The following is a 20,824-nucleotide window of genomic DNA, read 5'->3' as shown; positions in this document are numbered from 1 at the left end:
CTGGGAGCTTCCGACCGACAGAGGTGTCCCTTCGCCATGGCGCACAGCCTTCATTCGTCTTCTTCCGCGCCTGAGCCCGTCCGCTCGAACCGGCCGGACCTTGCCACCGACGCGATCCGCACTGCGCGCGAGGACCTCGCCGCCTGCTTCCGCATGGCCGCACGCAACGGCTTTGAGGAAGGCATCTGCAACCATTTCTCGGCCGTCGTGCCGGGCCATGACGATCTCTTCCTCGTCAACCCCTATGGTTACGCCTTCCGCGAGCTGACCGCGTCAAAGCTCTTGATCTGCGACTTTCACGGCAACGTACTCGACGGCGAAGGCGTTCCGGAGGCAACCGCCTTCTACATCCATGCCGAGATGCACAAGCGCCTGCCGCGCGCCAAGGTCGCGTTCCACACCCACATGCCCTACGCCACCGCGCTGTCGATGACCGAAGGCGATCCGCTGATCTGGGCCGGCCAGACCGCGCTGAAATTCTACGGCCGCACCGCGGTCGACCGCGACTATAACGGCCTTGCCCTCGACAACCGCGAGGGCGCGCGCATCGCCTCCGCCGTTGGGGAAGCCGACATCGTCTTCATGAAGCATCACGGCGTGATGGTGCTGGCGCCGACCATCGCGGAAGCCTGGGACGATCTCTATTATCTCGAGCGCGCTGCCGAGGTGCAGGTGCTGGCGATGTCGACGGGGCGCAAGGTTCTGCCGGTCGACCCCACGATTGCGGCCGAGACCTACAGCCAGATGCGCGAGGGCGATTCCGAATCCGCGCGATTGCATCTCGCCGCGATCCGGCGGCAGCTCGATGCGGAAGAGCCGCAATACCGGCACTGAACTCTCGGCGTCATTCCGGGCGCGCGAAGCGCGAGCCCGGAATCCATCGTGCAGCAAGCCAAGTAGAAGAATGGATTCCGGCTCGCGCCAAGCGGCGCGCCCCGGAATGACGGGGTGCCTACGACCCCTGCCGCAGCTTCGCGAGCACCTTCAGCCCGCCATATCCATCGGCCGGCATGATCCCGGCGCGCTGCTGGAAATCCTTGATCGCCTTCATGGTGTCGTTGCCGACGCGGCCGTCGGTGCCGCCGGTATCGAACCCGGCCTTGGTCAGGCGCGTCTGCATCTCCTGCACCTCGGCGAGCGTCAGCGCGCGCTCGGAGCCGGGGAAGGGCTGGATGAAGGGCGGCGCGCCGAGACAGCGGTCACCGAGATGGCAGATCGCCAGCGCATAGTTCATCGAGGGATTGTAGCTCTTCACCGAATAGAAATTCGGTCCGAGCAGGAACGTCGGTCCGCCGGCAACCGGTGTCCACATCTGCGCCGACGCATTGGGCTGCGGGAACGGCTGGCCATCGGCACGGGAGACACCGGCCGCCTGCCAGGCCGCATAGGTGCGGCTGCCGCTTGCCTCGCCGGACGCGCGGACCTCGTAGCCCCAATGCTCGCCGCGATGCCACTTGCCGCGATTGACGAGATACTTTGCGGTCGAGCCCAGCGCATCATCGGGTTTGCCGAACGGCGAGACCTTGCCGTCGCCGTCATAGTCGATGCCGACATTGAGCCAGACCTCCGGCATCCATTGCGAATGCCCCATCGCGCCGGCCCACGAGCCCTTCATCTCCTCGGGCGTGCTCCAGCCCTTGTCGACGATGCGCAGCGCGTTGATCAGCTCGGTCTCCCAATAGGCCTTCCGCCGCGGCTCGTTCCAGGCGAGCGCGGCGAGCGAGGGAAACACCGGCGTCATGTGGTTCTGCTGCACCAGGGGATCGCCATAGGCGGACTCGACGCCCCACAGCGCCAGCAGCGTGCCGCGCTCGACGCCGAAGTCGCGCTCGATGCGCGCGAGCAGCGCCTCGTTGTTCTTCAGCGCGATCTTGCCGTTGATGATGCGCCAGTCCGAGACGCGGCGATTGATGTATTGCCAGACCTGCTCGTGGAATTCGGGCTGGTTGCGCATCTGCTTGAACACGCTCATGTCGGGCTCGACCCGTCCCATCGCGCGCTGCCATGTCGCGGCCGAAATGCCTTTGGCCATCGCGCGGGCGCGAAAGCTCTCGCGCCACTCGTCGAAGCCCGGAGGTGCCGCGAGCACATGCGCAGGCGAGGCGAGCAGGGCGGCTGCGCCGAGCGCGGATTTCAGCAGGGTGCGGCGGCTGCGAGGGGACGAGGAATCAGCTTGTTTCATGATGCCATTCTAGCCGGAAAATCGCGCATGTGACTCGGTTCCCGGAACGCCGGGAACAGCCCGTTCGCCCGGAACAAACTGTCGCACTATCGCATTCCCTACACTCCAATGAGGAGGAGAAGATGAGGAAATATCTGTTTGCCGCCGCCATGGTCACTGCGATCGCGGCTCCCGCATTTGCGGACGAAGTCGGCGTTCACGTCGGTCCGGTTGGCGCCGGCGTGACGGTGGGCCAGTCCCATGAATACCGCGACCGTGATCGCGACCGCACGACCGTCATCAAGGAGCGAGCGCCCGCCGACCGCACTACTGTCATCAAGAAGGAAGATGAATTCGGCAATCGCAGCAAGACCGTGATTCATCACGACAACGACTGACGGCGCATGGCCCCGGCGGATCGCCGGGGCCACAATCTGTTCATCGAGCATTCGGGGTGAAATGAAGATACGCGCGCATGCGGAAAGCCATGTCGTCGAATTGGATGACGGATCGCAGTGGCAGATTTTCCCTGGCGATCTCGCGACGACGCTGAGCTGGAAGCCCGAGACGGATTTGCACCTGGAGCGGTGCCGCGACCGGGTGAGTTCGCATGTGCTGGTGAATGCCGCCGACCAAAGCCGCGTCCGGGTGATCGCCGCGGGCGAGACCTGGCCCGACGGCGAGGTTAAGAAATCGTTGAAGGGCGGATAGGTCATCCATCCGCATCGCTGCATATCTCCCAAATTTTGGCCGGCGCTTTACGGTCGGTTCGTTTCCCTCTGCGCAGAATGCGCGCATGCGGGAGCTGTTCGACATCATCCGTGCCAATCCCTGGCCCTTCGGGGCCGGCTTGTTCGTCGTGATTCTGATGATCATCGCCGAGAATTTTGGCCGCGGCATCCATGGTGACGGCACCTACGGCGGCGACTTCCCAGATCTCGGCGGGTGTGACAGCGGCGGTGGCGACGGAGGAGGCGGGGGCGACTAGGCCTCGTCCTGATCTTCCTGCAAATCGGCTGCGATGCCGGCGAGCCAGCGCCGGACCATGGTTTCAGCGTCGCCATCCAGATTTCGAGCGAGGCGCTTCTCCAACGCGATCACGCGCTCCCTGCATGCCGTCAGCAACTTCATGCCACGCGGCGTCAGCGTCCATTGCTGGATGCGGCCGTGGACGGGATGCGGCGTCATCTCAATGGCGCCGTCGCGTTCGAGATTGCGGATGATCACGCCGACCGTCTGCGGGGTCAGGAAGGTGAGGCGGGCGACATCGGCTCCAGACAGACCTGGATAGGCCTTGAGCATTGTCAGCACCGCAAATTGCGGCGACGTCACGCCCAGATCGGCGAGCGTCCGCTCCATCGTCAGCCGGACCGCGGCATGGGCTTGGCGCAGGAGATAGCCGAGATAGCCTTCTTCGCCGCGCTTGCCCTCGCCGGGAGCAGGCACGCGCACGGCGCCCGCCGGACTCTTGCGCGCGGTTTTCGATCTTGTGATGTCGGCGGTCTTGCGTGACATGTAAGAGCTCTTATAAGATATAAGTGCCCTTATAATAACACGAGGTGAACGGCAATGTCACACGCCCGCAGTGAATACGAGGATTTCAAGCAGATCGCGCCCGATGCGTACGAGCTGGTGCTCGCCCTGGGCCAGCTGGCGGCCAAGGCTGGCCTCGACAAGCAGCTGCTCGAGCTGGTCAAGCTGCGCGCCTCGCAGATCAATGGCTGTGCCTTCTGCGTGCAGCATCATGTCCTGTTGTCCGAGCGGATTGGCGTGCCCGCCGACAAGCTCCATCTGGTCGCGGTCTGGCGCGAGGCGCCGATCTTTTCCGCGCGTGAGCGGGCGGCGCTCGCCTGGGCGGAAGCGCTGACCCTGCTGCCGGACGGCGTCGGCGAAGACGTCTACGCGGAGGCGAGCCGCGAGTTCTCCGAGACGGAGTTGACGTATCTGACCTCGGCGGTCGCCTCGATCAACGTCTGGAATCGTTTTGGCGCGGCATTTCGCTGGACGCCGGCGAAGCGGCCGGTCGCGGCGCATGCCGCGGCGTCCTGATCACAACGAGAGGAGATTGCCGTGACAGCAATGGATTTGGCCACCACGCTGCGCCCGGTGCCATCGCGCGCGACGGCGCTGGCCGTCGTCGGCGGACTTGCCTGCGCGCTTGCGATCGGCAGAGCGCTGCCGGTGACGATGGACACCGTTTCCGGCGCGCTGGCGCCGCTCTGCGCCACCGCGGCGGAGAGCTCTCCGCTCGACAAGGTCGAGCCGATCGGCTCTTACGCGCTGCCCAACGTGCCGGGCAAGCGCGTCACCATCGTGCGCGTGTTCTACGGCCCCGGCGGCTTCTCCCGGCCGCACCGGCATGCCGGTTCGGTGACGGCCTACATCACCAAGGGCGAGATCCGCTCCCAGCTCGGCGGCGGCCCGGTCGAGACGTTCGGCGTCGGCCAGTCCTTCTTCGAGCCGCCAGGCACGACGCATCTGGTCTCGGCCAATGCCAGCGCCACGGAGCCGGCGGAATTGATCGCGGTGTTCGTTGCGGACGAGGGCGCGCAGCTGACGACGTATCTGGAGTGATTTGTAAGGATCCGGCCGCTCAATTCTCCTCGCCGCTCGAGCCCTCGCGCAGGTCCGGCTTGACCACGTCCTCCGGCAGCGCATGGGCCACCGGCTGCGGCGCGCCCGCGATCTCCGGGCCGACCTCGCGGCCGCGGGCGTGGATCAGGCGTTCATACGCTGAGACCAGCGTGACGTAGGGGCTGACCCAGATCCAGCCGTCGCGGGTGAACAGCTGCACATCGAAATGCAAATGCATCGAGGTGCCGGCGGGATGGTCGAGATAGTTCGAGACCACGCCAATCTTCTCGCCTTCGATGACGATGCGCCCATTGAGTACGCCGTCCGCGGTCAGCACCTGCGGGTTCATGTGCATGTAGCGGAAGCGGATATGCTCGGTTCGGCTGTTGACCTCGAGCGTTACGGCCTGATCCTTGGCGCCGCGGATCACGATGGCGTCGCGTACCGCGACGACGCCGCGCTGCTTGGGATCGCAGGGCGCGCGACCTTCGCCGGGCGACGGGCAGTCCGCCGCGCGGATGTCCTCGCCTTGATGGCCGTAACCGCCGGCGCATTGCCAGACCTCGAAACTGCGGGACTCGCAGAAATTGTCGCGCCAGGGATAGGCCGTCGCACCTTCGTTCCTGTCGCGCTTGGCGTAGGATTGCGAGCGCACGATGGCGGGCGCCTTCTCCAGCGGAAACCGGATCTGCGCATAGGCCATCACGTCGGGATGGCCACCCCTGTTGCGATAGCCTGTGTTCGGGATGATGTCGCCGCTTGGCCGATAGCTGAAGTCCGCCGAACGCTCCACGGGACGATCGATGATGCCGGAGGCCATGTCCATCAGCGGCCGCAGGCGCTGGCCGCCGGCGATCCGCAGTGCCTTCAGGAAACGCTCGGCGACCGGATAGGCTTCCTTGCAGGCCAGCCGCCGCGGCTTGGCGACGCTGTCCAGGCACTGGATCGACACCACATAGGCGACGCCGAAGCGCGTGAAGGCGTAACGCACGTAGCCTTCCCGGATGAACCTGCGCAGGTCCGGATAGGTTGCTGCGAGCGGCTTGACCGGCTCGCCCTTGCCGCCCGAGGGATCGGAGATGTCGTAGATCAGGGCCGAGCCCGTGATCTGCACCTCGACCGGCCTTGCGAACACGCGGCTCGGCATGCCGTCGCCGGCGCCGGGCTCGAGCGAGAACGTCGCGCTGTAGCCGGCGGGGCCGGCATCGAACACATCGACGGGGTTGAAATCGGCCTGGAAGCGCGCCGGCGACAGGCTCGCGAGCGCCCCGCTGCGCTGGGCCTCGAGGTAGGCCGCCGCATCGAACGGCAACAGCACGGGCACGGAGCTGCGGGCGATGCCAGTGAAGAATTGCGAGGAGACCGCGTTGAGCTGCACCAGCGCCGGCATCGTGCGCGGGTCGTAGCGCGGCACCGAGCGGCGAGGTGCGAAGATGAAGTCGCCCGCGATCTGGGGGCGACTGTTGATCTCGGTGCGGAGCTGGTCGAGCGCTGCGCGCCAGTCGACGCGCAGGGCCGTGAGCGAGGGGCTGCGGAATTCGTCCGCCGCGAGCGGAGAAGCGATGGGGAGCGAAAGCAGCGCCAGAAGAAGCGAGACGAAGCGGAAGCTCTTCCTACCCACTGCCTCGCCCCCCGGCGGTATCCGATCCGATCCCCAGCCCGTCGCTTAGTCCTTGGCGCGCTCGGAGTAGGAGCCGTCTTCGGTCATCACCACGATACGGGTGCCGACCGAGATGTGCGGCGGCACGGTGGTGCGCACGCCGTTGGACAGCACCGCGGGCTTGTAGGACGACGAGGCGGTCTGGCCCTTGGTCACGGGCTCGGTCTCGACCACTTCCAGCGTCACGCGCTGCGGCAGCGCGAGCGAGACCACGTTGACATCGTGGGTTGACAGCTTGACGGTCATGTCCGGTTGAAGATACGCGGCGGCATCGCCGACGACGTCCTTGGACACCTGGACCTGGTCGTAGGTTTCCGGGTTCATGAAGTGGAAGCCGTCGCCATCTTCATACAGGAAGGTGTAGTTGCGCTCTTCGATGGTGGCCTTCTCGACCTGGTCGGTGGTCTTGTACCGTTCGGAGATCTTTACCCCGTCCGAGATTCGGCGCATTTCGATCTGGCTGACCGGGGTGCCCTTGCCGGGATGGATGTTCTCGGCGCTCACGACGACATAAAGCTTGCCGTCTTGCTCGATCACGTTGCCCTTGCGAATAGAACTGGCGATGACTCTCAAAGCTGTATTTCCTGCTTGCTTGGCCCGGCATCGGCCAGGACGTGGTCAAATCGATGGGGGACTTGGGGCCTCAAATCGGACCTCGGCGCCCGTTTCGGGCCGCAACATACTGATTTTGCCGTTCGATGCCAGCCTTTTGCTGACGGCCAAGGCGGCCAGCTGATGGCTGGGGACAAGCCGATTTCGCCATTTTGGTCGCCCGGGCGGCACCTCGACCGGCGGCCGTTCCTCCAGGCGCGGGGAGCCATTACCGGAGCAATACGGGGCTTTTTCGCCGAGCAGGGCTTCGTCGAGGTCGAAACCTCGGTCCTCCAGGTCTCTCCGGGCAATGAGACCCATCTGCATGCCCCCCGGACCGAGATCATGCGCCCTGACGGCAGCCGGGCCAGCCGATATTTGCGGACCTCGCCGGAATTTGCCTGCAAGAAGCTCCTGGCGGCCGGGGAGCCCCGAATCTTCGAGCTCGCCCGGGTCTTCCGCGACCGGGAGCGCGGCGACCTCCATTTGCCCGAATTCACCATGCTGGAATGGTACCGGGCCGGCGCCCCCTATGACGCCATCATCGCCGACACCGTGGTCGTCATCGCCCGCGCGGCCCAGGCCACCGGGATCGGGACCTTCTCGTTCCGCGGCAGGACCGCCGACCCCTTCGGCGAGCCTGAGCTTCTGACGGTTGCGGCCGCTTTCGAGCGCTTTGCCGGCATCGACCTGCTGTCGACAATCTCGGGCGCCGGGGGTAACCGTGCCGCGCTCGCCCAGGCGGCGGCCGGCAAGGTCCGCGTCGCCGAGGACGACACCTGGTCGGACATCTTCAGCAAGGTCCTGGTCGAGCACGTCGAGCCGCATCTTGGGCAGGGCCGTTTGACCATCCTGTTCGAATACCCATCTCCAGAGGCGGCACTGGCGCGGGTGAAAGCGGAAGATCCGCGGGTCGCGGAACGGTTCGAGGTCTATGCCTGCGGCGTCGAGCTCGCCAACGGTTTTGGCGAGCTGACCGACGCCGAGGAGCAGCGCAAGCGCTTCACGGAGTCGATGGCGGAGAAGCAGCGCCGCTACGGCGAGGCCTATCCGCTGGATGAGGATTTTCTGGCAGCGGTTGCCGCAATGCCGGAGGCGAGCGGCGTCGCGCTCGGCTTCGACCGGCTGGTGATGCTGGCGAGCGGCGCAACACGGATTGATCAGGTGGTGTGGACGCCGCCCGCAGAAGAAGCGTTAAACGAGAGATGACGAAGACCAGTCTTGCACGAACCTTGCGCGAGCCGGCCGAGCTCGTGGCCGAGGGCCTTGCGCCCGCAGCCGCGCTGCCCGCGCTCGAGCGCGTCGCCGCGCGCTATGCGGTCGCGATCACACCGGCGTTGGTCGAGCTGATCGACCCAGCCGATCCCGACGATCCCATTGCGAGGCAGTTCGTTCCGACGGCCGCAGAGCTCGAGATGCAGCCGGGCGAGAACGCCGATCCGATCGGCGATCACCCGCATTCGCCCGTCTCGGGCATCGTGCATCGTTATCCCGACCGCGTGCTGTTCAAGCTCGTCCATGTCTGCGCGGTCTATTGCCGCTTCTGCTTCCGCCGCGAGATGGTCGGGCCCGGCAAGGAGAACGCGCTGTCGGACAGCGCCTATCGCGCGGCAATCGACTACATCCGTTCGCATAGCGAGATCTGGGAAGTGATCCTGACCGGCGGCGACCCCTTGATGCTGTCGCCGCGCCGGATGAGCGAGATCATGGCCGATCTTGCCGCCATCGATCACGTCAAGATCATCCGCCTTCACACCCGCGTGCCCGTGGCCGATCCCGCACGCATCAGCGAGGAGATGGTCGCAGCGCTGAAGGTTCCGGGGGCGACCACCTGGGTTGCGCTCCATGCCAATCATGCGCGCGAGCTCACGGAAGAAGCCCGTGCCGCCTGCGCGCGGCTCGTCGACGCCGGAATTCCCATGGTCAGCCAGTCCGTGCTTTTGCGCGGCGTCAACGACAACGTGGCCGCCTTGTCGGATTTGATGCGAGCTTTTGTCGAATGCCGGATCAAGCCTTACTACCTGCATCACGGCGATCTCGCGCCGGGCACCGTGCATTTGCGAACGACGCTGGCCGAGGGGCAGGCTTTGATGCGGCAGTTGCGCGGACGTGTGTCGGGACTGTGTCAGCCCGACTATGTCATCGATATTCCGGGCGGCGCGGGCAAGTCTCCGGTCGGACCGAATTACGTGTTGGCGGCACAAAATACCGCACCCGATGCGCGTGATGCGGAGGCCGAAACGCGCTATCGTATCGTGGACTATTGTGGCGACGTTCATCTCTATCCGCCCGAAACCTGAGCAGGTGAGATGCGAGCCGCGCGGGACTTTAGGATTGGAGGCGGAAATGAGAAAGATCGTCGTGGCAATGTCGCTCCTGGTGGCGTTCGGCAGCGCAGGCTTTGCGCAGACCGGGAGCAAGGGTACCGGGACGTCGGGACAATCGGCAGGCTCCGGCGTACTGCCTGCGCCGGTCGGTCACAGGCAGCCGCGCGCCAGCGAAGTTCCGAATGAGAAGAATCTGAGCGATCCGAACAATCCCGTGAACAAGGAAGACGCGGCGCTCGACAAGAAGATCAAGAGCATCTGCCGCGGCTGCTGATTGCTTTCACCTCTCCCCGTCGGGGAGAGGTGAGGAGCGAACCAACCTAGCCTCGATTTCTTACGCCGTCCGTTCGTGCAGGCCCGCGCGCTGGGAGTTGCGGCGGATCTCGACGGCGTCGGCGAGCTGCTCGAGCACGGTTGCCGTGGTCGCCCAGTCGATGCAGCCATCGGTGATGCTCTGGCCGTAGGTGAGCGGCTTGCCCGGCACCACATCCTGGCGGCCGGCGACGAGATTGCTCTCGATCATCACGCCCATGATGCGGTTTTCGCCGCCGGAAATCTGGCCGACGATGTCGGCCATCACCAACGGCTGGTTCTCCGGCTTCTTGCTCGAATTGGCGTGGCTCGCATCCACCATCACCAGCGGCGCGACACCTGACTTCGCCAGCTCGTTGCAGGCGTCCGCGACGCTTGCGGCGTCATAGTTCGGCTTAGCTCCGCCGCGCAGGATGATGTGGCAGTCCTCGTTGCCCGCGGTCGAGGCGATCGCCGAGCGGCCGAGCTTCGTCACCGCCATGAAATGATGCGGATGCGAGGCCGACTTCACCGCGTCCGCCGCGATCCGCACATTGCCGTCGGTGCCGTTCTTGAAGCCGACTGGGCAGGACAGCCCCGAGGCCAGCTCGCGATGGATCTGGCTCTCGGTCGTGCGCGCGCCGATGGCGGCCCAGGACACGAGGTCGGCAATGTATTGCGGCGTCGTCATGTCGAGGAATTCGGCGCCGGCCGGCAGGCCGAGATTGTTGACGGCCGACAGCACGTTGCGGGCGAGGCGCAGGCCCTTGTTGATGTCGAAGCTGCCGTCGAGATCGGGATCGTTGATCAGGCCCTTCCAGCCGACGGTGGTGCGCGGCTTCTCGAAATAGACCCGCATCACGATTTCGAGCTGGTCGGCAAGGTCCTCACGCAGCTTGGCCAGGCGCTCGGCGTAGTCGAGCGCGGCCCTGGGATCATGGACCGAGCAGGGGCCGACCACGACCAGCAGGCGGTCGTCCTGGCCGGTGAGGATGGCATGGATGGCGTTGCGCGCCGCCATCACCACACGCGTCGCGGTGAGCGTGCGCGGGACTTCCCGCATCACCTCTTCCGGCGTGCTCAGCTCTTTCAGTTCACGGATACGAAGATCGTCGGTCGTGCTCAGCACGGCGGGCTCCTGTCTGTTTTAGAACCTGCCGGCCAATAAAAAAGCCGCCAGGTCTGGCGGCTTGTTCGGACGTTTGCTTCAATATTCAGATTGAGCGCGATCCTCCTGCCGCCAGCGAGCTGTCGTAGCTAAAGTACCAAAAATAGCTGGTGGCGACGGTGATCATGGCAGGCCATATAGCGCGCCATTGGCGGGTTGTCACCCCCCAAAACGGCGCGCTGCCTGACGAGGCGCCTCAGGTGCTGCTGTTGCGCGCCGCCAGCGCCATGCCGATCAGGGTGGCGCCGCCGAACAGCAAATTGATACCGACGAGGATGCCGATCGCCCATTCCGCCGAGCTCGGCAGTCCCGTGATCACCATGAACGAGATCGCGATGTCGACGAGGCCGGAGATCAGCAGCCATGACCAGCGGCCGCCGGGCTCGCGGCGGTGCTCCAGCGCGTACATGATGGTGGCGACGCCTTCGGCGAGGAAATAGGCGCCGAGCACGATGGTCAGCGTCAGCACGGCCTGCATCGGGCGGGCCAGCAGTAGCATGCCGGCGAGGCAGGCGAGGGCGGCGGAGATCAGCGACCACCAGAAGCCCGGCGTGGCGCGCGCCCAATAGGTCACGATCAGCCCGCCGATGCCGCTGACCAGGAACATCCAGCCGAGGACAATCGCGATCGCAAGGCTCGCGAGCGGCGGCACGATCAGCGCGGCGATACCGAGGACGGCGAGCAGGATGCCTTCGAACAGGAAGGCCTTCCAATGGGCCTTTACCGTCCGGCTCATGGCGGATTGCAGCCGGGAAAGGTCTTCGGGCGATGTCATCGGCAGGCTCCAGATCGAAAGCTGTGCGCTCAATTTAGGATGCGCATACCATGCTTGCCATCCCGCGGCTTACCCGCCGCCGTGCGCTGACGAAAAGCCCTCGCCACTGGTGCGGATGCGGTTGCGGCCGAGAATGTAGATCGCCGTTGTGACAACCAGAAGCGCAAGGCCGAGCAGGATCGAGACGAAGCCGATCGGGATCAGCGCCAGCGTCAGATTGCGCTCGGGGTTGATCAGCCAGTGGTGGATCGAGGTCAGCACAAAGGCGAGGCCAAGGAAGCCCACGCCGCCGCCGGCGAGCAGCAGCGCCCACATCCGCCGCAACTGGCTGAGCCGCTCCCGCGCAATGTCGGTTCGGGGCGCATGATGGCGTGCAACCCGGCGGACGAGGCGGATGGCAAAGGCGATCGAGCTGAAGCCGATCAAAAGGCTCGCGCCGCCCAGCCACATCCGCAAGGTGGGATCAAGATCGGGCATGCGCTGGAGCGTGAGCAGCGGGAAGTCGAAGGCCGAATGCAGCGCCAGGGGTCCGGCGAAGATCAAGAGGCGGCTGGAGAGGCGGGCCCAGTCGCGATGATGGCGGTTCGCGCCCAGCGCCGTGCCGGCCCGGGCAATGGTGAGATAGGCGCCGGCGATGATGCCGAGCGCGCCGTGGAACGGCACCGTCAGCACGCTGCGCAAGGCGGCGAGCGAGCGCCACATCTCGGCATGCTGCACGAGGTAGGCGAGGTTCTCGTAGGCGGCGAAGCCGAGGCCGACCGCGGCACCATAGACCACCGTGTCCATCGGATTGGCAAAGGTCCGCCGCTTCGTCGAGGACACCAGCACGATGGCAATGACCTTGACGGCCTCCTCGGGCAGCGCCACGCCGAAGACCGAATGCATGGCCAGCGCCGCCCAGGGATTGTCGGGGGCAGCGACCATCTTAGCGAAGGGCGCGCGGGCAAGGCCGAGCAGCGAGATGCTGGCCGCGCCAAGCAGGAACGCAGTCCAGACCTGAGCCGGCGGTCCCGGGCGCTCCTCGGCGGCAATGACGAGCCATAGCATCAGCAGCGCCGGGGCGATGGCGGCCGTTCCGATGACGGTGGGTAACGCTTCAATCAGGTACATCGGCGCCGAAAATAGGTTCCCTTGATCCGCTTAGCTACGTCCACCGATGCGACCATGTGTCATGCGCTTGCTGTCGCCTCGCTTAACGACAGCTGCAGCTTACGTTCATACGTGCCGCGGCGAAGGTTTAGAATGCAAGCGTAATCAATTGCATGACAGAGCCTGTTCGTCATCTACGGCAAGAGGTTTGTCCGCCTTCGGAGGACAGGCGGCCGGCAGGCCGGCCTAGTCGCGCTTGCGGGAGGGGGACGCAATCCGGCGCGCGCGCACCTGCTCCAGCTCCCAGAAGGCGCGTACGAGGCACGTGCCGAGGCAGGAGACAATGAGCAGCAACAGGAAGGCCTGGTCGACGGCGGGGATGTGGATCATGACCATGATAAAGCAACGCCCATGCCAGGCGTTCCCGCTCCGGTCCGCATGCGCTTGCGGACGCGCGAATCCGCAGCAGGCGTTCTCCGCACTCAATGCGTGGTGAACGGCGGCGCGTCGGGCGCGATGTCGAAGGCGCCGAGATGGAATTCGTGGCCGACGGCATCGGCAGGCTCGGACGGTTGCGCGAGCAGCGTGAACGCGGCCTGCGGATATTGCTGCCAGATCTCGAGATCGTCGGCGGTGATGGTGAGCCAGCCGAAGGTGTACATGTAGCGGCCCGGCTCGGTGACCCGGCCGACCCTGTCCCAGGTGATCTTGTTGACTGCCATCCGGTCCCCCGATCGCAAGTCCGCAAATGTCGTCCGGCCCAAGGCGCAGACCGACAAAAGCTGAGCCGGCATTGGGGCCGCTCTAGGGCAGCCGTAGCCGTAATCTGGCGCTCAAGCCGATTGCTGCAAGGGCGAACGCACGATCAGCCGGACGAGGTCGTCCCGCTGCTGCTTCTCAGCGAACTTGACCGCAAAGCCGTGACCGAATTTGCGGATCACGCGCCCGACGCAGGCGCCGACCGCCAGCGCGGTTCCGACCGGCGGGTCGTACTCGCAGGAGATCGCAACGCCGGCGGTGGAGACGTCGATGATGAAGCAGGGATGGATGCTCCCGTCGGCGAGCGTCAGAAAGGTGTGCGAGACCTGCGGGACGAAGCGCGCATCATTCCGCAGCTCCTGAATGCTGGCGTCCTTCTGTTTCTTCTCCAGCCAGGTCAGCTTTTCCGACATCCAGGCGCGCCGCGCCCGCGTCATGTCGAGCTCCATCAGGAAGCCCGATTTCAGCGTCGCGCTGATGGTGCATTGGAATTCGCCAAAGTCCTGGAAATAGGAGGTCACGCGCTCGCCGACTTTGCCGACGACCGGCACGTCCACGATCATGCGGAATGGCGAGACGCGCTTGGTGCGGCAGGCGAAGGTGCGCAGCTTGCCCTCGCAATCGTACCAGCGCGGCAGCGAGTAGCTACCGCTCACGGCGACTTCCACTGCGCGTTGCCTGAGGAACTCTGCGACGGACATGAGCGATGATCGTGATTGGGGAGGGCTTCCGTAGATTCACGGTAGCCATCAAATTCTAAGCAAATGATACCGGCACTCGCGAGCAGGGGTAAATTTCCGGTAAACGCACGGGGTCGCCGAGGTGGTGAGTGAATTCACAACCGCGTCATCGCTCAGAGCGATCCGAGCAGCACCAGCAGCGCGAGGACGGCGATGACGATCACGAACTTGATCGTCGCGGAGGTCAGGCTATCCGGCCGGCTTCCCCATCCGAACCATTGCGAGGCGCGCCGCATCGCGAGCGCTCCGCTGGCTTCGATCGTCGCGAGCAGAAGGGCGACGCCGGCGAAGAACGACCATGACTCGGATGGGGGCATCCACGGCAGGAGCCAGGCGGGAGCCGAGCCCTTCAGGACGGCAAGCAATGCGAACCAACCGAACCAGGACGCCGAGCCCTTGATGATATCAGGGCCGATTGTATTCGGCTCGAGCCGGATGCCGAGCGTTGCGAGCAGGCCCTCGATGCGCTCACCGTCGGTGAGGAAGAGAAAGGCGCCGACATAGAGGGGAACGCGCGACATGAAGATCAGCGCGAGCAAGCCGGACAGGACGATGTGGCCGAGGAGATCGTGGAGGAGGTCCTGACCGCTCTTGCCGGGCAGCTCCGGCGCAGCGGCGGCCTGGCGCTGCGGAAGCGATCTGACGCGGGCCATGTGCTCCAGCATCCTGGCGCGCCGCTCCGGCGCATATGGCCTCGCGCGGTGCATCCAGGGCGGCGGCGCCGGGTTTGCCGGGGCGGTGCCGGACTGATCTTCCGGCGTGGATTGGGGGGACTCCATGACCTGCATCGTCTCGCGGTTCCAGCATTGGTCGCTCGTGACCAGCGGGCAGGTTCATGCCGTGCACCAGCGGTAACACAGGCACCAGACCAGGAAATGCACGGCAGCGATCGGATGTCCCGGGCGTGGCCCGGTGGCGCTCCCTAGCGGAATCGAACCGCTCTCTCCACCGTGAAAGGGTGGCGTCCTAACCGATAGACGAAGGGAGCAAAGTGCCCCGCCGCTTTTCGCGGCACGGCCGCTGGCCGCCCGAGTCAGGCCCGGCGGCGTGCAGCGGGCGAACGTATAGTGGCCTTTGCGCCTCCGGGCAAGCCGTTCGGGAATGGGACGGCGGGGGCGGTGGATAGTGCTGCCCCGGGATCATTCGGGGCCGATTTCAACGGTTTCTTAGGGTTCCCTGAGATAGCGCTGGAATGGGAGATCTTAAAGCCGATGCCTCAGCCGAAGAAGCGCGCCGCCCGCAAGCTGCTGTCGCAGCACGCTTGGATCACGCTCGACGGCGGATTCGCCGCGCGGCACTGCCTGGTCCAGGACATCTCGGAGTCCGGCGCGAAGATCACGCTGGACGACGATGCAAGCCAGCTGCCGGGCGTGATCCGGATGGCGTTCGCACGCGATGCGCGCACCGGGCGGAGCTGCCAGGTGGTCTGGCAGCGGGGCAAGTCGGCCGGCGTCAGGTTCCTCTGACCCCGCAAGGCGCACGTGGATGGCGCGCCGCGCCGGTCCGGGCTAGAACTTGGCCATGCGCACGCCGCTCCTCGTCCTGATCTCGTTCGTGATCTCATTTCTGGTCTCGTCCGCAGCCGCGGCGGAGGGCTTGCGCCTGCCGCCCGCCGAGCCGCCGCAGGCCGGCAAGACCTTGCCTCTGAAGGGCACCAGCGGGACCGCGAAGGCGGGCTCATGCGCCTCCTATGGCCGCGGCTTCCATATGGTCGAGGCGACCGGGACCTGCGTGAAGATCGGCGGCGCGATCAGCGTCGAGACCACGGTCCGGCGGTAAGCGGCATGGTGCCGGATCTGCTGCGGCCCGAAATCATCTTCCCGTTCGTGATGTATTGCGCGCTCTTGTGGTGGGTCGGCCGCGGCGTCAGCTGGCCGGCGAAGCTTGCCATAGCAGTGGTGACGTTGGCGCTGATCATCTGCGTGGTGCTGGTCGAGCGCGGCTGGCGCTAGACGCCAAACAAAACTACGAAAACAACCCCATGCACAGTAGCCGTCAAGCCTCGGCGCGACGCCGTTCCGCGTGCGCGGGAATGCGGATTCAGCGCGGCCCCAGCAGGCTTTGAGCCGCGCCGCCGGCTCACGACATCGGCGGTGCGACGAATTGTGCAAATCCGCTGCGCTTGCCGAGCTCGGCGAGCCAGCGCGTCAGGTGCGGCTGGGCCGGTCGGGTGATGCCCTCGACGCCGAGCCAGCGCCGCGCATAGCAGCCGATCGCGATGTCGGCGATCGTGAACTGGTCGCCCTCCACGAAGCGGCGCGTGGCGAGGTGGCGGTCGGCGATGACCCAGACCTCGGCGGCGGCATCGGCATCCCGCTGCACCTGGATCATGTCGCGCTCGGCGGGCGGGGTGCGCACAATGCCCCAGAACACCGGGCGGTCGACCGGCTGCACGGTCGACAGCGTCCAGTCGAGCCAGCGGTCGACGCTGGCGCGGCTCTTCGGCGCCTCGGGATAGAGAGGCGTGCCGCGCCCATGCGCGAGGCAGAGATAGCGCAGGATCGAATTGGACTCCCACAGCACGAAATCGCCTTCGACCAGCGTCGGGATCCGCGCATTGGGATTCATCGCGAGATAGTCCGCCTCGCGGGTCTTGCCGAACGCCATGCCGGCGTCGATGCGCTCGAAGGGCAGGCCGAGCTCGGCGAGGCCCCACAGCACCTTCTGCACGTTGACCGAATTGGCACGGCCCCAGATCGTCAGCTGTTGGTCCGGCATCAAGTTTCCTCCCGCGGCGTGGTCGATTTGGTGCGGGTGATAGCGGAATTCCGGATGGCGGAGGATGGCGATTGCGGCGCGCCCCTCATGCAAAAAGCTCCGCCATGGGCGGAGCTTTCGTTGGTAATATCTCATCGCGCTTTAAAGCATGATCCGGAAAAGTGCGCAGCGGTTTTCCGAAAAGATCACGCTCAACCAACAAGCTAAAGCGCGATGACGATCTTATCTGATCTCATCGCGCTTTAGTGACCGAAGAACAGCCACAACAGAATGATCACCGGGATCGGCACGCCCAGCAGCCACAGCAGGATTCCTCGTCCCATCGCGTTCTCCTCCGATTGCTTTGTCGGAGGGACAATCCCGGATGGGAGGGCTTGTTCCTAAGCGAGGTGCCTTACCAATGGCCGGTGTTGGGCATCGAGGCCCAGGGTTCCTGCGGCGGCTTCGGCTCGCCCTTCTGCAACAGCTCGATCGAGTGCAGGTCCGGCGAGCGGACGAAGGCCATGTTGCCGTCGCGCGGCGGACGGTTGATGGTGACGCCGGCCTTTTGCAGCTTCTCGCAGGTCGCGTAGATGTCGTCGACCTCATAGGCGAGATGGCCGAAGAAGCGATCCTCGCCGTATGTCTCCTCGTCCCAATTGTAGGTGAGCTCGACCAGCGGCGCGCCGCGCGTCTTGGGCTGGTTGTTCAGCGCGTCGAGATCGTCCGCCGAGCACAGGAACACCAGCGTGAAGCGCCCCTTGTCGTTCTCGATCCGCCGCACCTCCTTCAGCCCCAGCGCATCCTGGTAGAATTTCAGCGCGACATCGAGATTGCGCACGCGCAGCATGGTGTGGAGGTATCGCATGGTTGTTGCTCCCTGGCATTCGCTGGGTTTTGCTTTGGGCCGGACCGGCGGGAGCATCAATTAGCAGCAAAATGCGACAAAGGGCAGGGGGCCGCTCTCAGGGCTTCGGCTTCCGCTCGGGCGCTACCGACGTCTCCCACGGCCGCCGCCCGTCGCCGTTGCGGTCCCAGGCGCGCTTGGTCTGATCGGCTTCCTCGTCGGCCTTGTCCTTTGCGCGCGCGGCCTTGATCTGGTCGCGAACGGACAAATCGCTTTGCGGGGCTTGAGAAGCGGGGGTCTGCGCCGTGACGGCCGCCGACCAGACGATGAGTAGCATCGTGAGGGATATCTTCATCCCTGCCGTTAACACGTTCAGCCCCACGCTGTCCGATTTAGTTTGGCGCGGCTCGTGGAAAGGCTAGCGCCGTCGCTGCGGCTGTCCGTTCCAATAGGGTTGAGCCGAGGCGGCCGGCGGCACGCCTTGCCCGATCGGATTGCTGAACGGATTGTTGCTGGGCTGCGTCGCCACGGCGCAGCAGTACGCGCCGTTCGCAGGGCGGGGGCGTCGTTGCTGCTGCGTCTGGGCGAAGGCAGACGTTGCGCACAGGAGGAGAAAGATCGCGAGGAGTGATCGAAACATGGGAGTGCCTTTCCGATTAGGGGAAACGGGGCACGGGCGCGGGTGTTCCCGAGCTGGTGGTCGATAGGGAGACTTCTTCAGTTTGCGATCGCGGGTGCACTCAATTGGCGCTTTCCGCGAAGCCCAAATGGCGACGACTCTCGATGAGTTTCGTGCACTGTCACCGTAATTCTGCACTGTCACCGTAATTCCTGGTTCGGCGAGTGATCAGAGCACGTCGAAGCGAAGGCTTGGTGCCTGACATCAAAAGTAGCTTGGTTCTATTTATGGTGGTAAAATGGCGGGAGATGCTCCTCGGAGGAGTGAGGCATGGAACAGTCGAAGGCCCCGGAAAACATTCTGATCGCAGACAGGCTGGAGTCGATAGAGCGCCATAGGCAGATAGTTGCCTATCTCTTCGCGGCACATGGCGCCGGACTGGCCGCGTGTCTCTCGACCTTGAAAGACATGACGCCCCCATTGCAGCTGAAGGGCATTGGCTTTTTCATTGACTGTTTTGCCATCGGCTTTCTTCTGGCCGTGATCGCTTATGTTGCACGGGTCTTTCAGTTCGAGCACGCGCGAGCCGCTCGTTTTGACGGAAAACCAGACATAGACGAGACCACACGAGCTCTGACCCGGGTTTATCTTTATTGTGCCGCACTGTCTGCTGCCGTGTTGGTCGTTGTGCTGATCGCTGTAATCGTTCGCTTCCACGGTCTTTGAGGCGCATTACGGACTGAGGTGTCGTAATGACGTAGTTCGGACCAAGACGGCGATGCACGCAGCCGAGATGAATTGCCAATTCAATTGCCGTAGCGAATTACGCTGACAAGTCACTCGAATTACCGTGACAGTGCTGGACTGCATCCTGAAGTGAGCCACGGTAATTGCCGCCACAAAATCAACAGCTCTTCCTCTACTTCTCCTCCGCCGCCGTAGCCGTCGCCGGGCCTTCGCCCATGATCAGCAGCACGGCGTCCTCGTCCTTGGCGCCGTCCCAGTGCACCTGCTTGCCGGTGTGGGTGACGAAGCTGCCCGGCGGCATCGGTACGGTGCCGTGGTCGGGGTCGAATTTCGGACCTGAGCCGACCCACCAGGTGCCTTGCAGCACCACGATGTAGCGGTCGTTGGGGTGGAAGTGCGGGCGGCTGAAGTGATTGCCCTTGGTCCACTTGTTGTAGACCATGTAGAAGCCCGCCTTGCTGGGATCGCCGACCACCACCGCCGTTTGCGCGCCGCGCGCGTCGACCGGGCCCCAGGGGATCTTGTCCGGCAGTTTATAGGTGACGGCGGCGGGGTTGAGTTCGGCGGCGGAGCAGATGCTCAGGGTGCCGGCGAGGGCGAGCGGCAGCAGCAGAAGGCGCAAGGCGCAGCGTGTCGTCATGGGGACCCCCCTTGATCGGCGCCGGTTGGGTTGACGCCTTGTGGTTGCAGGGGATGCTAGCCCGTCCGGCCGTGAAGGCAAGCGCACAGCGCGCATGCGTGACCGTCTGCAACCGCTTCCAGAGGTCTTGCTGATGTCTCGCCGGCGATGGCCGGCCGGTTGAACCCCGCCGGAGGTGGTGGCGACCAAACGCCATGGGCCGCGCTCGTTGCAGAACTCCTGTTTGATCTCGCCAGAAGCCTCATTGGTGACTGGCTGAGGCAGGCCGTACTGGCTGTTGGTGCCTGGCTCGAGACGAAGATTCAGGGCCGCACGGCACGCTTCGTCGTGGGAATACTTCTCGGGATCGCCGCTTATTTCCTCATTCCTGTTGTCACGGGGCTATTGGGATTGTGATGCCCTCGGCGAAGACGAATCTCATCATCGCATTGGCCGTCGGGGCGCTGATCTCGGCGACGCTCCTTGCTCTCGAACAGTCCACCGACTACGCGTTTCTATCGCTGGAGTGGCCGGGCGTCTCCGCGGCCTATTTGTTCTGGGGAGCGGTCGGAGGCTCCGCCGCCGCAGGCATCGCCATTTCCTGGCTCGTGAATGCGCTCTGCTATGGTCTCGGTGCTTTCGCCGTTCTGAGTGTTCTCAAGCTGCTGATCCCGGCAAAGGCGTAGCGGAGATCCAGGCCATGACGAGGGCGGCATGAAGCGCTGGCTTGAAAGGCTCGGCAGGATTGCGACGGTCGCGGGGATTTGCGGGACCGTCGCGTGGCTCGTGCTTTTGGCGAGCTCTCCTCAGCAGCCCGATGCCGCCCATCCCGAACGTTACGCGCACCGGCACTCGGTCCGGTATGTGAGCGCGGGGACAGACCTGGCGCTCCAAATCCTGCTCGGCTCGAACTTCATGCTGGCCCTGGTGGCGCTCGGATGCCACTTGGCGACCAGCGACAGGCGCGGTGGGATGTAGCGGCGCTCGGAATGATTCAAAGCCTGATCAGCGCGATTCTGGAAATGCTCCTGTCTGCCGCAGCGAGCGCCGTCATTAAATTCTTCGGTCTGGAAAACGCCGTCGAAATCGCAACCGTCATCATCTGCCTCGGCTTCATCGCGATCGGCTTCACCGCCTGTTTGCTGGGTCACTGAGGAGGG

32 protein-coding genes and 1 tRNA gene are annotated in these 20,824 nt (G+C 64.8%); 17 read left to right on the top strand and 16 right to left on the bottom strand.

The window, feature by feature from the left end:
- The first annotated feature begins 36 nt into the window (after window positions 1-36).
- Window positions 37-834 (top strand): aldolase, encoded by a 798-nt coding sequence (locus tag QA642_RS26005; protein ID WP_283079384.1) that lies wholly within the window; start codon window positions 37-39, stop codon window positions 832-834.
- A gap of 118 nt (window positions 835-952) precedes the next feature.
- Here the strand turns inward: QA642_RS26005 and QA642_RS26000 are convergent, their stop codons facing one another.
- Window positions 953-2,182 (bottom strand): lytic murein transglycosylase, encoded by a 1,230-nt coding sequence (locus QA642_RS26000; protein WP_283079383.1) that lies wholly within the window; start codon window positions 2,180-2,182, stop codon window positions 953-955.
- Window positions 2,183-2,304: 122 nt separating this feature from the next.
- Here QA642_RS26000 and QA642_RS25995 point away from each other — a divergent pair, with 122 nt between their 5' ends.
- The 3 genes from QA642_RS25995 to QA642_RS25985 all read left to right on the top strand — a co-directional run bounded on the left by QA642_RS25995 (window position 2,305) and on the right by QA642_RS25985 (window position 3,149).
- Entirely contained in the window at window positions 2,305-2,559 is a 255-nt protein-coding gene (locus QA642_RS25995) for a hypothetical protein (RefSeq protein WP_027557921.1), read from the top strand.
- Between the two features lie 61 nt (window positions 2,560-2,620).
- On the top strand, window positions 2,621-2,872 hold the full coding sequence (locus QA642_RS25990) for a hypothetical protein (protein WP_283079382.1): 252 nt from the start codon (window positions 2,621-2,623) through the stop codon (window positions 2,870-2,872).
- Between the two features lie 85 nt (window positions 2,873-2,957).
- Window positions 2,958-3,149 (top strand): hypothetical protein, encoded by a 192-nt coding sequence (locus tag QA642_RS25985; protein ID WP_283079381.1) that lies wholly within the window; start codon window positions 2,958-2,960, stop codon window positions 3,147-3,149.
- On the opposite strand, the gene QA642_RS25980 is transcribed toward QA642_RS25985, so the two are convergent.
- Window positions 3,146-3,676 carry a MarR family transcriptional regulator gene (locus QA642_RS25980; RefSeq protein WP_283079380.1) on the bottom strand — a complete coding sequence of 177 codons (531 nt, stop codon included), beginning with the start codon at window positions 3,674-3,676 and terminating at the stop codon, window positions 3,146-3,148. The genes QA642_RS25985 and QA642_RS25980 overlap by 4 nt on opposite strands.
- Before the next feature lie 54 nt (window positions 3,677-3,730).
- Here QA642_RS25980 and QA642_RS25975 point away from each other — a divergent pair, with 54 nt between their 5' ends.
- Window positions 3,731-4,210 carry a carboxymuconolactone decarboxylase family protein gene (locus tag QA642_RS25975; RefSeq protein WP_283079379.1) on the top strand — a complete coding sequence of 160 codons (480 nt, stop codon included), beginning with the start codon at window positions 3,731-3,733 and terminating at the stop codon, window positions 4,208-4,210.
- Window positions 4,211-4,231: 21 nt separating this feature from the next.
- Window positions 4,232-4,735, top strand: coding sequence for a cupin domain-containing protein (locus QA642_RS25970; protein WP_283079378.1), 504 nt, complete (start codon window positions 4,232-4,234; stop codon window positions 4,733-4,735).
- A gap of 19 nt (window positions 4,736-4,754) precedes the next feature.
- Here the strand turns inward: QA642_RS25970 and QA642_RS25965 are convergent, their stop codons facing one another.
- Window positions 4,755-6,377, bottom strand: a complete 1,623-nt coding sequence (locus QA642_RS25965) for a M23 family peptidase (RefSeq protein ID WP_283086978.1) — start codon at window positions 6,375-6,377, stop codon at window positions 4,755-4,757.
- 24 nt (window positions 6,378-6,401) lie between these two features.
- Window positions 6,402-6,968 (bottom strand): elongation factor P, encoded by a 567-nt coding sequence (gene efp / locus QA642_RS25960; RefSeq protein WP_027557928.1) that lies wholly within the window; start codon window positions 6,966-6,968, stop codon window positions 6,402-6,404.
- A gap of 162 nt (window positions 6,969-7,130) precedes the next feature.
- Here efp and epmA point away from each other — a divergent pair, with 162 nt between their 5' ends.
- The 3 genes from epmA to QA642_RS25945 are packed head-to-tail and all read left to right on the top strand — an operon-like array spanning window position 7,131 to window position 9,587.
- Window positions 7,131-8,195 carry an EF-P lysine aminoacylase EpmA gene (gene epmA, locus QA642_RS25955; RefSeq protein WP_283079377.1) on the top strand — a complete coding sequence of 355 codons (1,065 nt, stop codon included), beginning with the start codon at window positions 7,131-7,133 and terminating at the stop codon, window positions 8,193-8,195.
- A complete protein-coding gene (locus QA642_RS25950) occupies window positions 8,192-9,286 on the top strand; it encodes a lysine-2,3-aminomutase-like protein (protein ID WP_283079376.1) in 1,095 nt (364 codons plus the stop codon). The genes epmA and QA642_RS25950 overlap by 4 nt, the downstream gene beginning before the upstream one ends.
- Window positions 9,287-9,332: 46 nt before the next feature.
- The gene (locus QA642_RS25945; protein WP_283079375.1) at window positions 9,333-9,587 is read left to right on the top strand and encodes a hypothetical protein; all 255 of its coding nucleotides are present in this window, start codon (window positions 9,333-9,335) and stop codon (window positions 9,585-9,587) included.
- Between the two features lie 60 nt (window positions 9,588-9,647).
- Here the strand turns inward: QA642_RS25945 and QA642_RS25940 are convergent, their stop codons facing one another.
- The 8 genes from QA642_RS25940 to QA642_RS25905 all read right to left on the bottom strand — a co-directional run bounded on the left by QA642_RS25940 (window position 9,648) and on the right by QA642_RS25905 (window position 15,123).
- Entirely contained in the window at window positions 9,648-10,733 is a 1,086-nt protein-coding gene (locus tag QA642_RS25940; RefSeq protein ID WP_283079374.1) for a 3-deoxy-7-phosphoheptulonate synthase, read from the bottom strand.
- A gap of 235 nt (window positions 10,734-10,968) precedes the next feature.
- Window positions 10,969-11,547 (bottom strand): HdeD family acid-resistance protein, encoded by a 579-nt coding sequence (locus QA642_RS25935; RefSeq protein WP_283079373.1) that lies wholly within the window; start codon window positions 11,545-11,547, stop codon window positions 10,969-10,971.
- A 69-nt stretch (window positions 11,548-11,616) separates the two neighbouring features.
- Window positions 11,617-12,657, bottom strand: a complete 1,041-nt coding sequence (locus QA642_RS25930) for a PrsW family glutamic-type intramembrane protease (protein ID WP_283079372.1) — start codon at window positions 12,655-12,657, stop codon at window positions 11,617-11,619.
- A 225-nt stretch (window positions 12,658-12,882) separates the two neighbouring features.
- A complete protein-coding gene (locus tag QA642_RS25925; RefSeq protein ID WP_283079371.1) occupies window positions 12,883-13,032 on the bottom strand; it encodes a hypothetical protein in 150 nt (49 codons plus the stop codon).
- Between the two features lie 86 nt (window positions 13,033-13,118).
- Window positions 13,119-13,358: a hypothetical protein gene (locus QA642_RS25920; RefSeq protein ID WP_283079370.1), complete on the bottom strand. Its 240-nt coding sequence runs from the start codon at window positions 13,356-13,358 to the stop codon at window positions 13,119-13,121.
- A gap of 111 nt (window positions 13,359-13,469) precedes the next feature.
- Window positions 13,470-14,096, bottom strand: coding sequence for a PilZ domain-containing protein (locus tag QA642_RS25915; protein WP_283079369.1), 627 nt, complete (start codon window positions 14,094-14,096; stop codon window positions 13,470-13,472).
- A 152-nt stretch (window positions 14,097-14,248) separates the two neighbouring features.
- Complete coding sequence (locus tag QA642_RS25910) at window positions 14,249-14,914, bottom strand: hypothetical protein (protein ID WP_283079368.1); 666 nt, start codon at window positions 14,912-14,914, stop codon at window positions 14,249-14,251.
- A 134-nt stretch (window positions 14,915-15,048) separates the two neighbouring features.
- Window positions 15,049-15,123 (bottom strand) — tRNA-Glu (locus QA642_RS25905).
- Between the two features lie 223 nt (window positions 15,124-15,346).
- Between QA642_RS25905 and QA642_RS25900 the strand changes: the two genes are divergently transcribed.
- The 3 genes from QA642_RS25900 to QA642_RS25890 are packed head-to-tail and all read left to right on the top strand — an operon-like array spanning window position 15,347 to window position 16,087.
- Entirely contained in the window at window positions 15,347-15,601 is a 255-nt protein-coding gene (locus tag QA642_RS25900) for a PilZ domain-containing protein (protein WP_283079367.1), read from the top strand.
- A gap of 55 nt (window positions 15,602-15,656) precedes the next feature.
- Window positions 15,657-15,914, top strand: coding sequence for a hypothetical protein (locus QA642_RS25895; protein WP_283079366.1), 258 nt, complete (start codon window positions 15,657-15,659; stop codon window positions 15,912-15,914).
- Between the two features lie 5 nt (window positions 15,915-15,919).
- On the top strand, window positions 15,920-16,087 hold the full coding sequence (locus tag QA642_RS25890; protein ID WP_283079365.1) for a hypothetical protein: 168 nt from the start codon (window positions 15,920-15,922) through the stop codon (window positions 16,085-16,087).
- 127 nt (window positions 16,088-16,214) lie between these two features.
- On the opposite strand, the gene QA642_RS25885 is transcribed toward QA642_RS25890, so the two are convergent.
- From QA642_RS25885 to QA642_RS25875, 3 genes are all read right to left on the bottom strand, one after another.
- Window positions 16,215-16,853, bottom strand: a complete 639-nt coding sequence (locus QA642_RS25885; protein ID WP_283079364.1) for a glutathione S-transferase — start codon at window positions 16,851-16,853, stop codon at window positions 16,215-16,217.
- A 394-nt stretch (window positions 16,854-17,247) separates the two neighbouring features.
- Window positions 17,248-17,700 carry a VOC family protein gene (locus QA642_RS25880; protein ID WP_027557941.1) on the bottom strand — a complete coding sequence of 151 codons (453 nt, stop codon included), beginning with the start codon at window positions 17,698-17,700 and terminating at the stop codon, window positions 17,248-17,250.
- 97 nt (window positions 17,701-17,797) lie between these two features.
- A complete protein-coding gene (locus QA642_RS25875; RefSeq protein WP_283079363.1) occupies window positions 17,798-18,016 on the bottom strand; it encodes a hypothetical protein in 219 nt (72 codons plus the stop codon).
- Between the two features lie 612 nt (window positions 18,017-18,628).
- Here QA642_RS25875 and QA642_RS25870 point away from each other — a divergent pair.
- Window positions 18,629-19,024, top strand: coding sequence for a hypothetical protein (locus QA642_RS25870; RefSeq protein WP_283079362.1), 396 nt, complete (start codon window positions 18,629-18,631; stop codon window positions 19,022-19,024).
- Between the two features lie 193 nt (window positions 19,025-19,217).
- Here the strand turns inward: QA642_RS25870 and QA642_RS25865 are convergent, their stop codons facing one another.
- Window positions 19,218-19,685: a cupin domain-containing protein gene (locus QA642_RS25865; protein ID WP_283079361.1), complete on the bottom strand. Its 468-nt coding sequence runs from the start codon at window positions 19,683-19,685 to the stop codon at window positions 19,218-19,220.
- Between the two features lie 147 nt (window positions 19,686-19,832).
- Between QA642_RS25865 and QA642_RS25860 the strand changes: the two genes are divergently transcribed.
- The 4 genes from QA642_RS25860 to QA642_RS25845 are packed head-to-tail and all read left to right on the top strand — an operon-like array spanning window position 19,833 to window position 20,818.
- Window positions 19,833-20,081: a hypothetical protein gene (locus tag QA642_RS25860; RefSeq protein ID WP_283079360.1), complete on the top strand. Its 249-nt coding sequence runs from the start codon at window positions 19,833-19,835 to the stop codon at window positions 20,079-20,081.
- Window positions 20,081-20,350 (top strand): hypothetical protein, encoded by a 270-nt coding sequence (locus QA642_RS25855; RefSeq protein ID WP_283079359.1) that lies wholly within the window; start codon window positions 20,081-20,083, stop codon window positions 20,348-20,350. The genes QA642_RS25860 and QA642_RS25855 overlap by 1 nt, the downstream gene beginning before the upstream one ends.
- Before the next feature lie 28 nt (window positions 20,351-20,378).
- Window positions 20,379-20,642 carry a hypothetical protein gene (locus QA642_RS25850; protein WP_027557949.1) on the top strand — a complete coding sequence of 88 codons (264 nt, stop codon included), beginning with the start codon at window positions 20,379-20,381 and terminating at the stop codon, window positions 20,640-20,642.
- Window positions 20,643-20,653: 11 nt separating this feature from the next.
- Window positions 20,654-20,818 (top strand): hypothetical protein, encoded by a 165-nt coding sequence (locus tag QA642_RS25845; protein ID WP_283079358.1) that lies wholly within the window; start codon window positions 20,654-20,656, stop codon window positions 20,816-20,818.
- The last annotated feature ends 6 nt before the right edge of the window (window positions 20,819-20,824 follow it).

This window comes from Bradyrhizobium sp. CB2312 (genome assembly GCF_029714425.1).
Taxonomy (GTDB): Bacteria; Pseudomonadota; Alphaproteobacteria; order Rhizobiales; family Xanthobacteraceae; genus Bradyrhizobium.
This window is presented reverse-complemented; position numbering and strand designations above follow the sequence as displayed.

Bases quoted from the DNA above. Each gene is read 5' to 3' on its own strand.
- QA642_RS26005 (WP_283079384.1), top strand. From the start codon at position 37: ATGGCGCACAGCCTTCATTCGTCTTCTTCCGCGCCTGAGCCCGTCCGC.
- QA642_RS26000 (WP_283079383.1), bottom strand. From the start codon at position 2,182: ATGAAACAAGCTGATTCCTCGTCCCCTCGCAGCCGCCGCACCCTGCTG.
- QA642_RS25995 (WP_027557921.1), top strand. From the start codon at position 2,305: ATGAGGAAATATCTGTTTGCCGCCGCCATGGTCACTGCGATCGCGGCT.
- QA642_RS25990 (WP_283079382.1), top strand. From the start codon at position 2,621: ATGAAGATACGCGCGCATGCGGAAAGCCATGTCGTCGAATTGGATGAC.
- QA642_RS25985 (WP_283079381.1), top strand. From the start codon at position 2,958: ATGCGGGAGCTGTTCGACATCATCCGTGCCAATCCCTGGCCCTTCGGG.
- QA642_RS25980 (WP_283079380.1), bottom strand. From the start codon at position 3,676: ATGTCACGCAAGACCGCCGACATCACAAGATCGAAAACCGCGCGCAAG.
- QA642_RS25975 (WP_283079379.1), top strand. From the start codon at position 3,731: ATGTCACACGCCCGCAGTGAATACGAGGATTTCAAGCAGATCGCGCCC.
- epmA (WP_283079377.1), top strand. From the start codon at position 7,131: ATGGCTGGGGACAAGCCGATTTCGCCATTTTGGTCGCCCGGGCGGCAC.
- QA642_RS25950 (WP_283079376.1), top strand. From the start codon at position 8,192: ATGACGAAGACCAGTCTTGCACGAACCTTGCGCGAGCCGGCCGAGCTC.
- QA642_RS25945 (WP_283079375.1), top strand. From the start codon at position 9,333: ATGAGAAAGATCGTCGTGGCAATGTCGCTCCTGGTGGCGTTCGGCAGC.
- QA642_RS25935 (WP_283079373.1), bottom strand. From the start codon at position 11,547: ATGACATCGCCCGAAGACCTTTCCCGGCTGCAATCCGCCATGAGCCGG.
- QA642_RS25930 (WP_283079372.1), bottom strand. From the start codon at position 12,657: ATGTACCTGATTGAAGCGTTACCCACCGTCATCGGAACGGCCGCCATC.
- QA642_RS25925 (WP_283079371.1), bottom strand. From the start codon at position 13,032: ATGGTCATGATCCACATCCCCGCCGTCGACCAGGCCTTCCTGTTGCTG.
- QA642_RS25920 (WP_283079370.1), bottom strand. From the start codon at position 13,358: ATGGCAGTCAACAAGATCACCTGGGACAGGGTCGGCCGGGTCACCGAG.
- QA642_RS25915 (WP_283079369.1), bottom strand. From the start codon at position 14,096: ATGTCCGTCGCAGAGTTCCTCAGGCAACGCGCAGTGGAAGTCGCCGTG.
- QA642_RS25910 (WP_283079368.1), bottom strand. From the start codon at position 14,914: ATGGAGTCCCCCCAATCCACGCCGGAAGATCAGTCCGGCACCGCCCCG.
- QA642_RS25900 (WP_283079367.1), top strand. From the start codon at position 15,347: ATGCCTCAGCCGAAGAAGCGCGCCGCCCGCAAGCTGCTGTCGCAGCAC.
- QA642_RS25895 (WP_283079366.1), top strand. From the start codon at position 15,657: ATGCGCACGCCGCTCCTCGTCCTGATCTCGTTCGTGATCTCATTTCTG.
- QA642_RS25890 (WP_283079365.1), top strand. From the start codon at position 15,920: ATGGTGCCGGATCTGCTGCGGCCCGAAATCATCTTCCCGTTCGTGATG.
- QA642_RS25885 (WP_283079364.1), bottom strand. From the start codon at position 16,853: ATGCCGGACCAACAGCTGACGATCTGGGGCCGTGCCAATTCGGTCAAC.
- QA642_RS25880 (WP_027557941.1), bottom strand. From the start codon at position 17,700: ATGCGATACCTCCACACCATGCTGCGCGTGCGCAATCTCGATGTCGCG.
- QA642_RS25875 (WP_283079363.1), bottom strand. From the start codon at position 18,016: ATGCTACTCATCGTCTGGTCGGCGGCCGTCACGGCGCAGACCCCCGCT.
- QA642_RS25870 (WP_283079362.1), top strand. From the start codon at position 18,629: ATGGAACAGTCGAAGGCCCCGGAAAACATTCTGATCGCAGACAGGCTG.
- QA642_RS25865 (WP_283079361.1), bottom strand. From the start codon at position 19,685: ATGACGACACGCTGCGCCTTGCGCCTTCTGCTGCTGCCGCTCGCCCTC.
- QA642_RS25860 (WP_283079360.1), top strand. From the start codon at position 19,833: ATGGCCGGCCGGTTGAACCCCGCCGGAGGTGGTGGCGACCAAACGCCA.
- QA642_RS25855 (WP_283079359.1), top strand. From the start codon at position 20,081: ATGCCCTCGGCGAAGACGAATCTCATCATCGCATTGGCCGTCGGGGCG.
- QA642_RS25850 (WP_027557949.1), top strand. From the start codon at position 20,379: ATGAAGCGCTGGCTTGAAAGGCTCGGCAGGATTGCGACGGTCGCGGGG.
- QA642_RS25845 (WP_283079358.1), top strand. From the start codon at position 20,654: ATGATTCAAAGCCTGATCAGCGCGATTCTGGAAATGCTCCTGTCTGCC.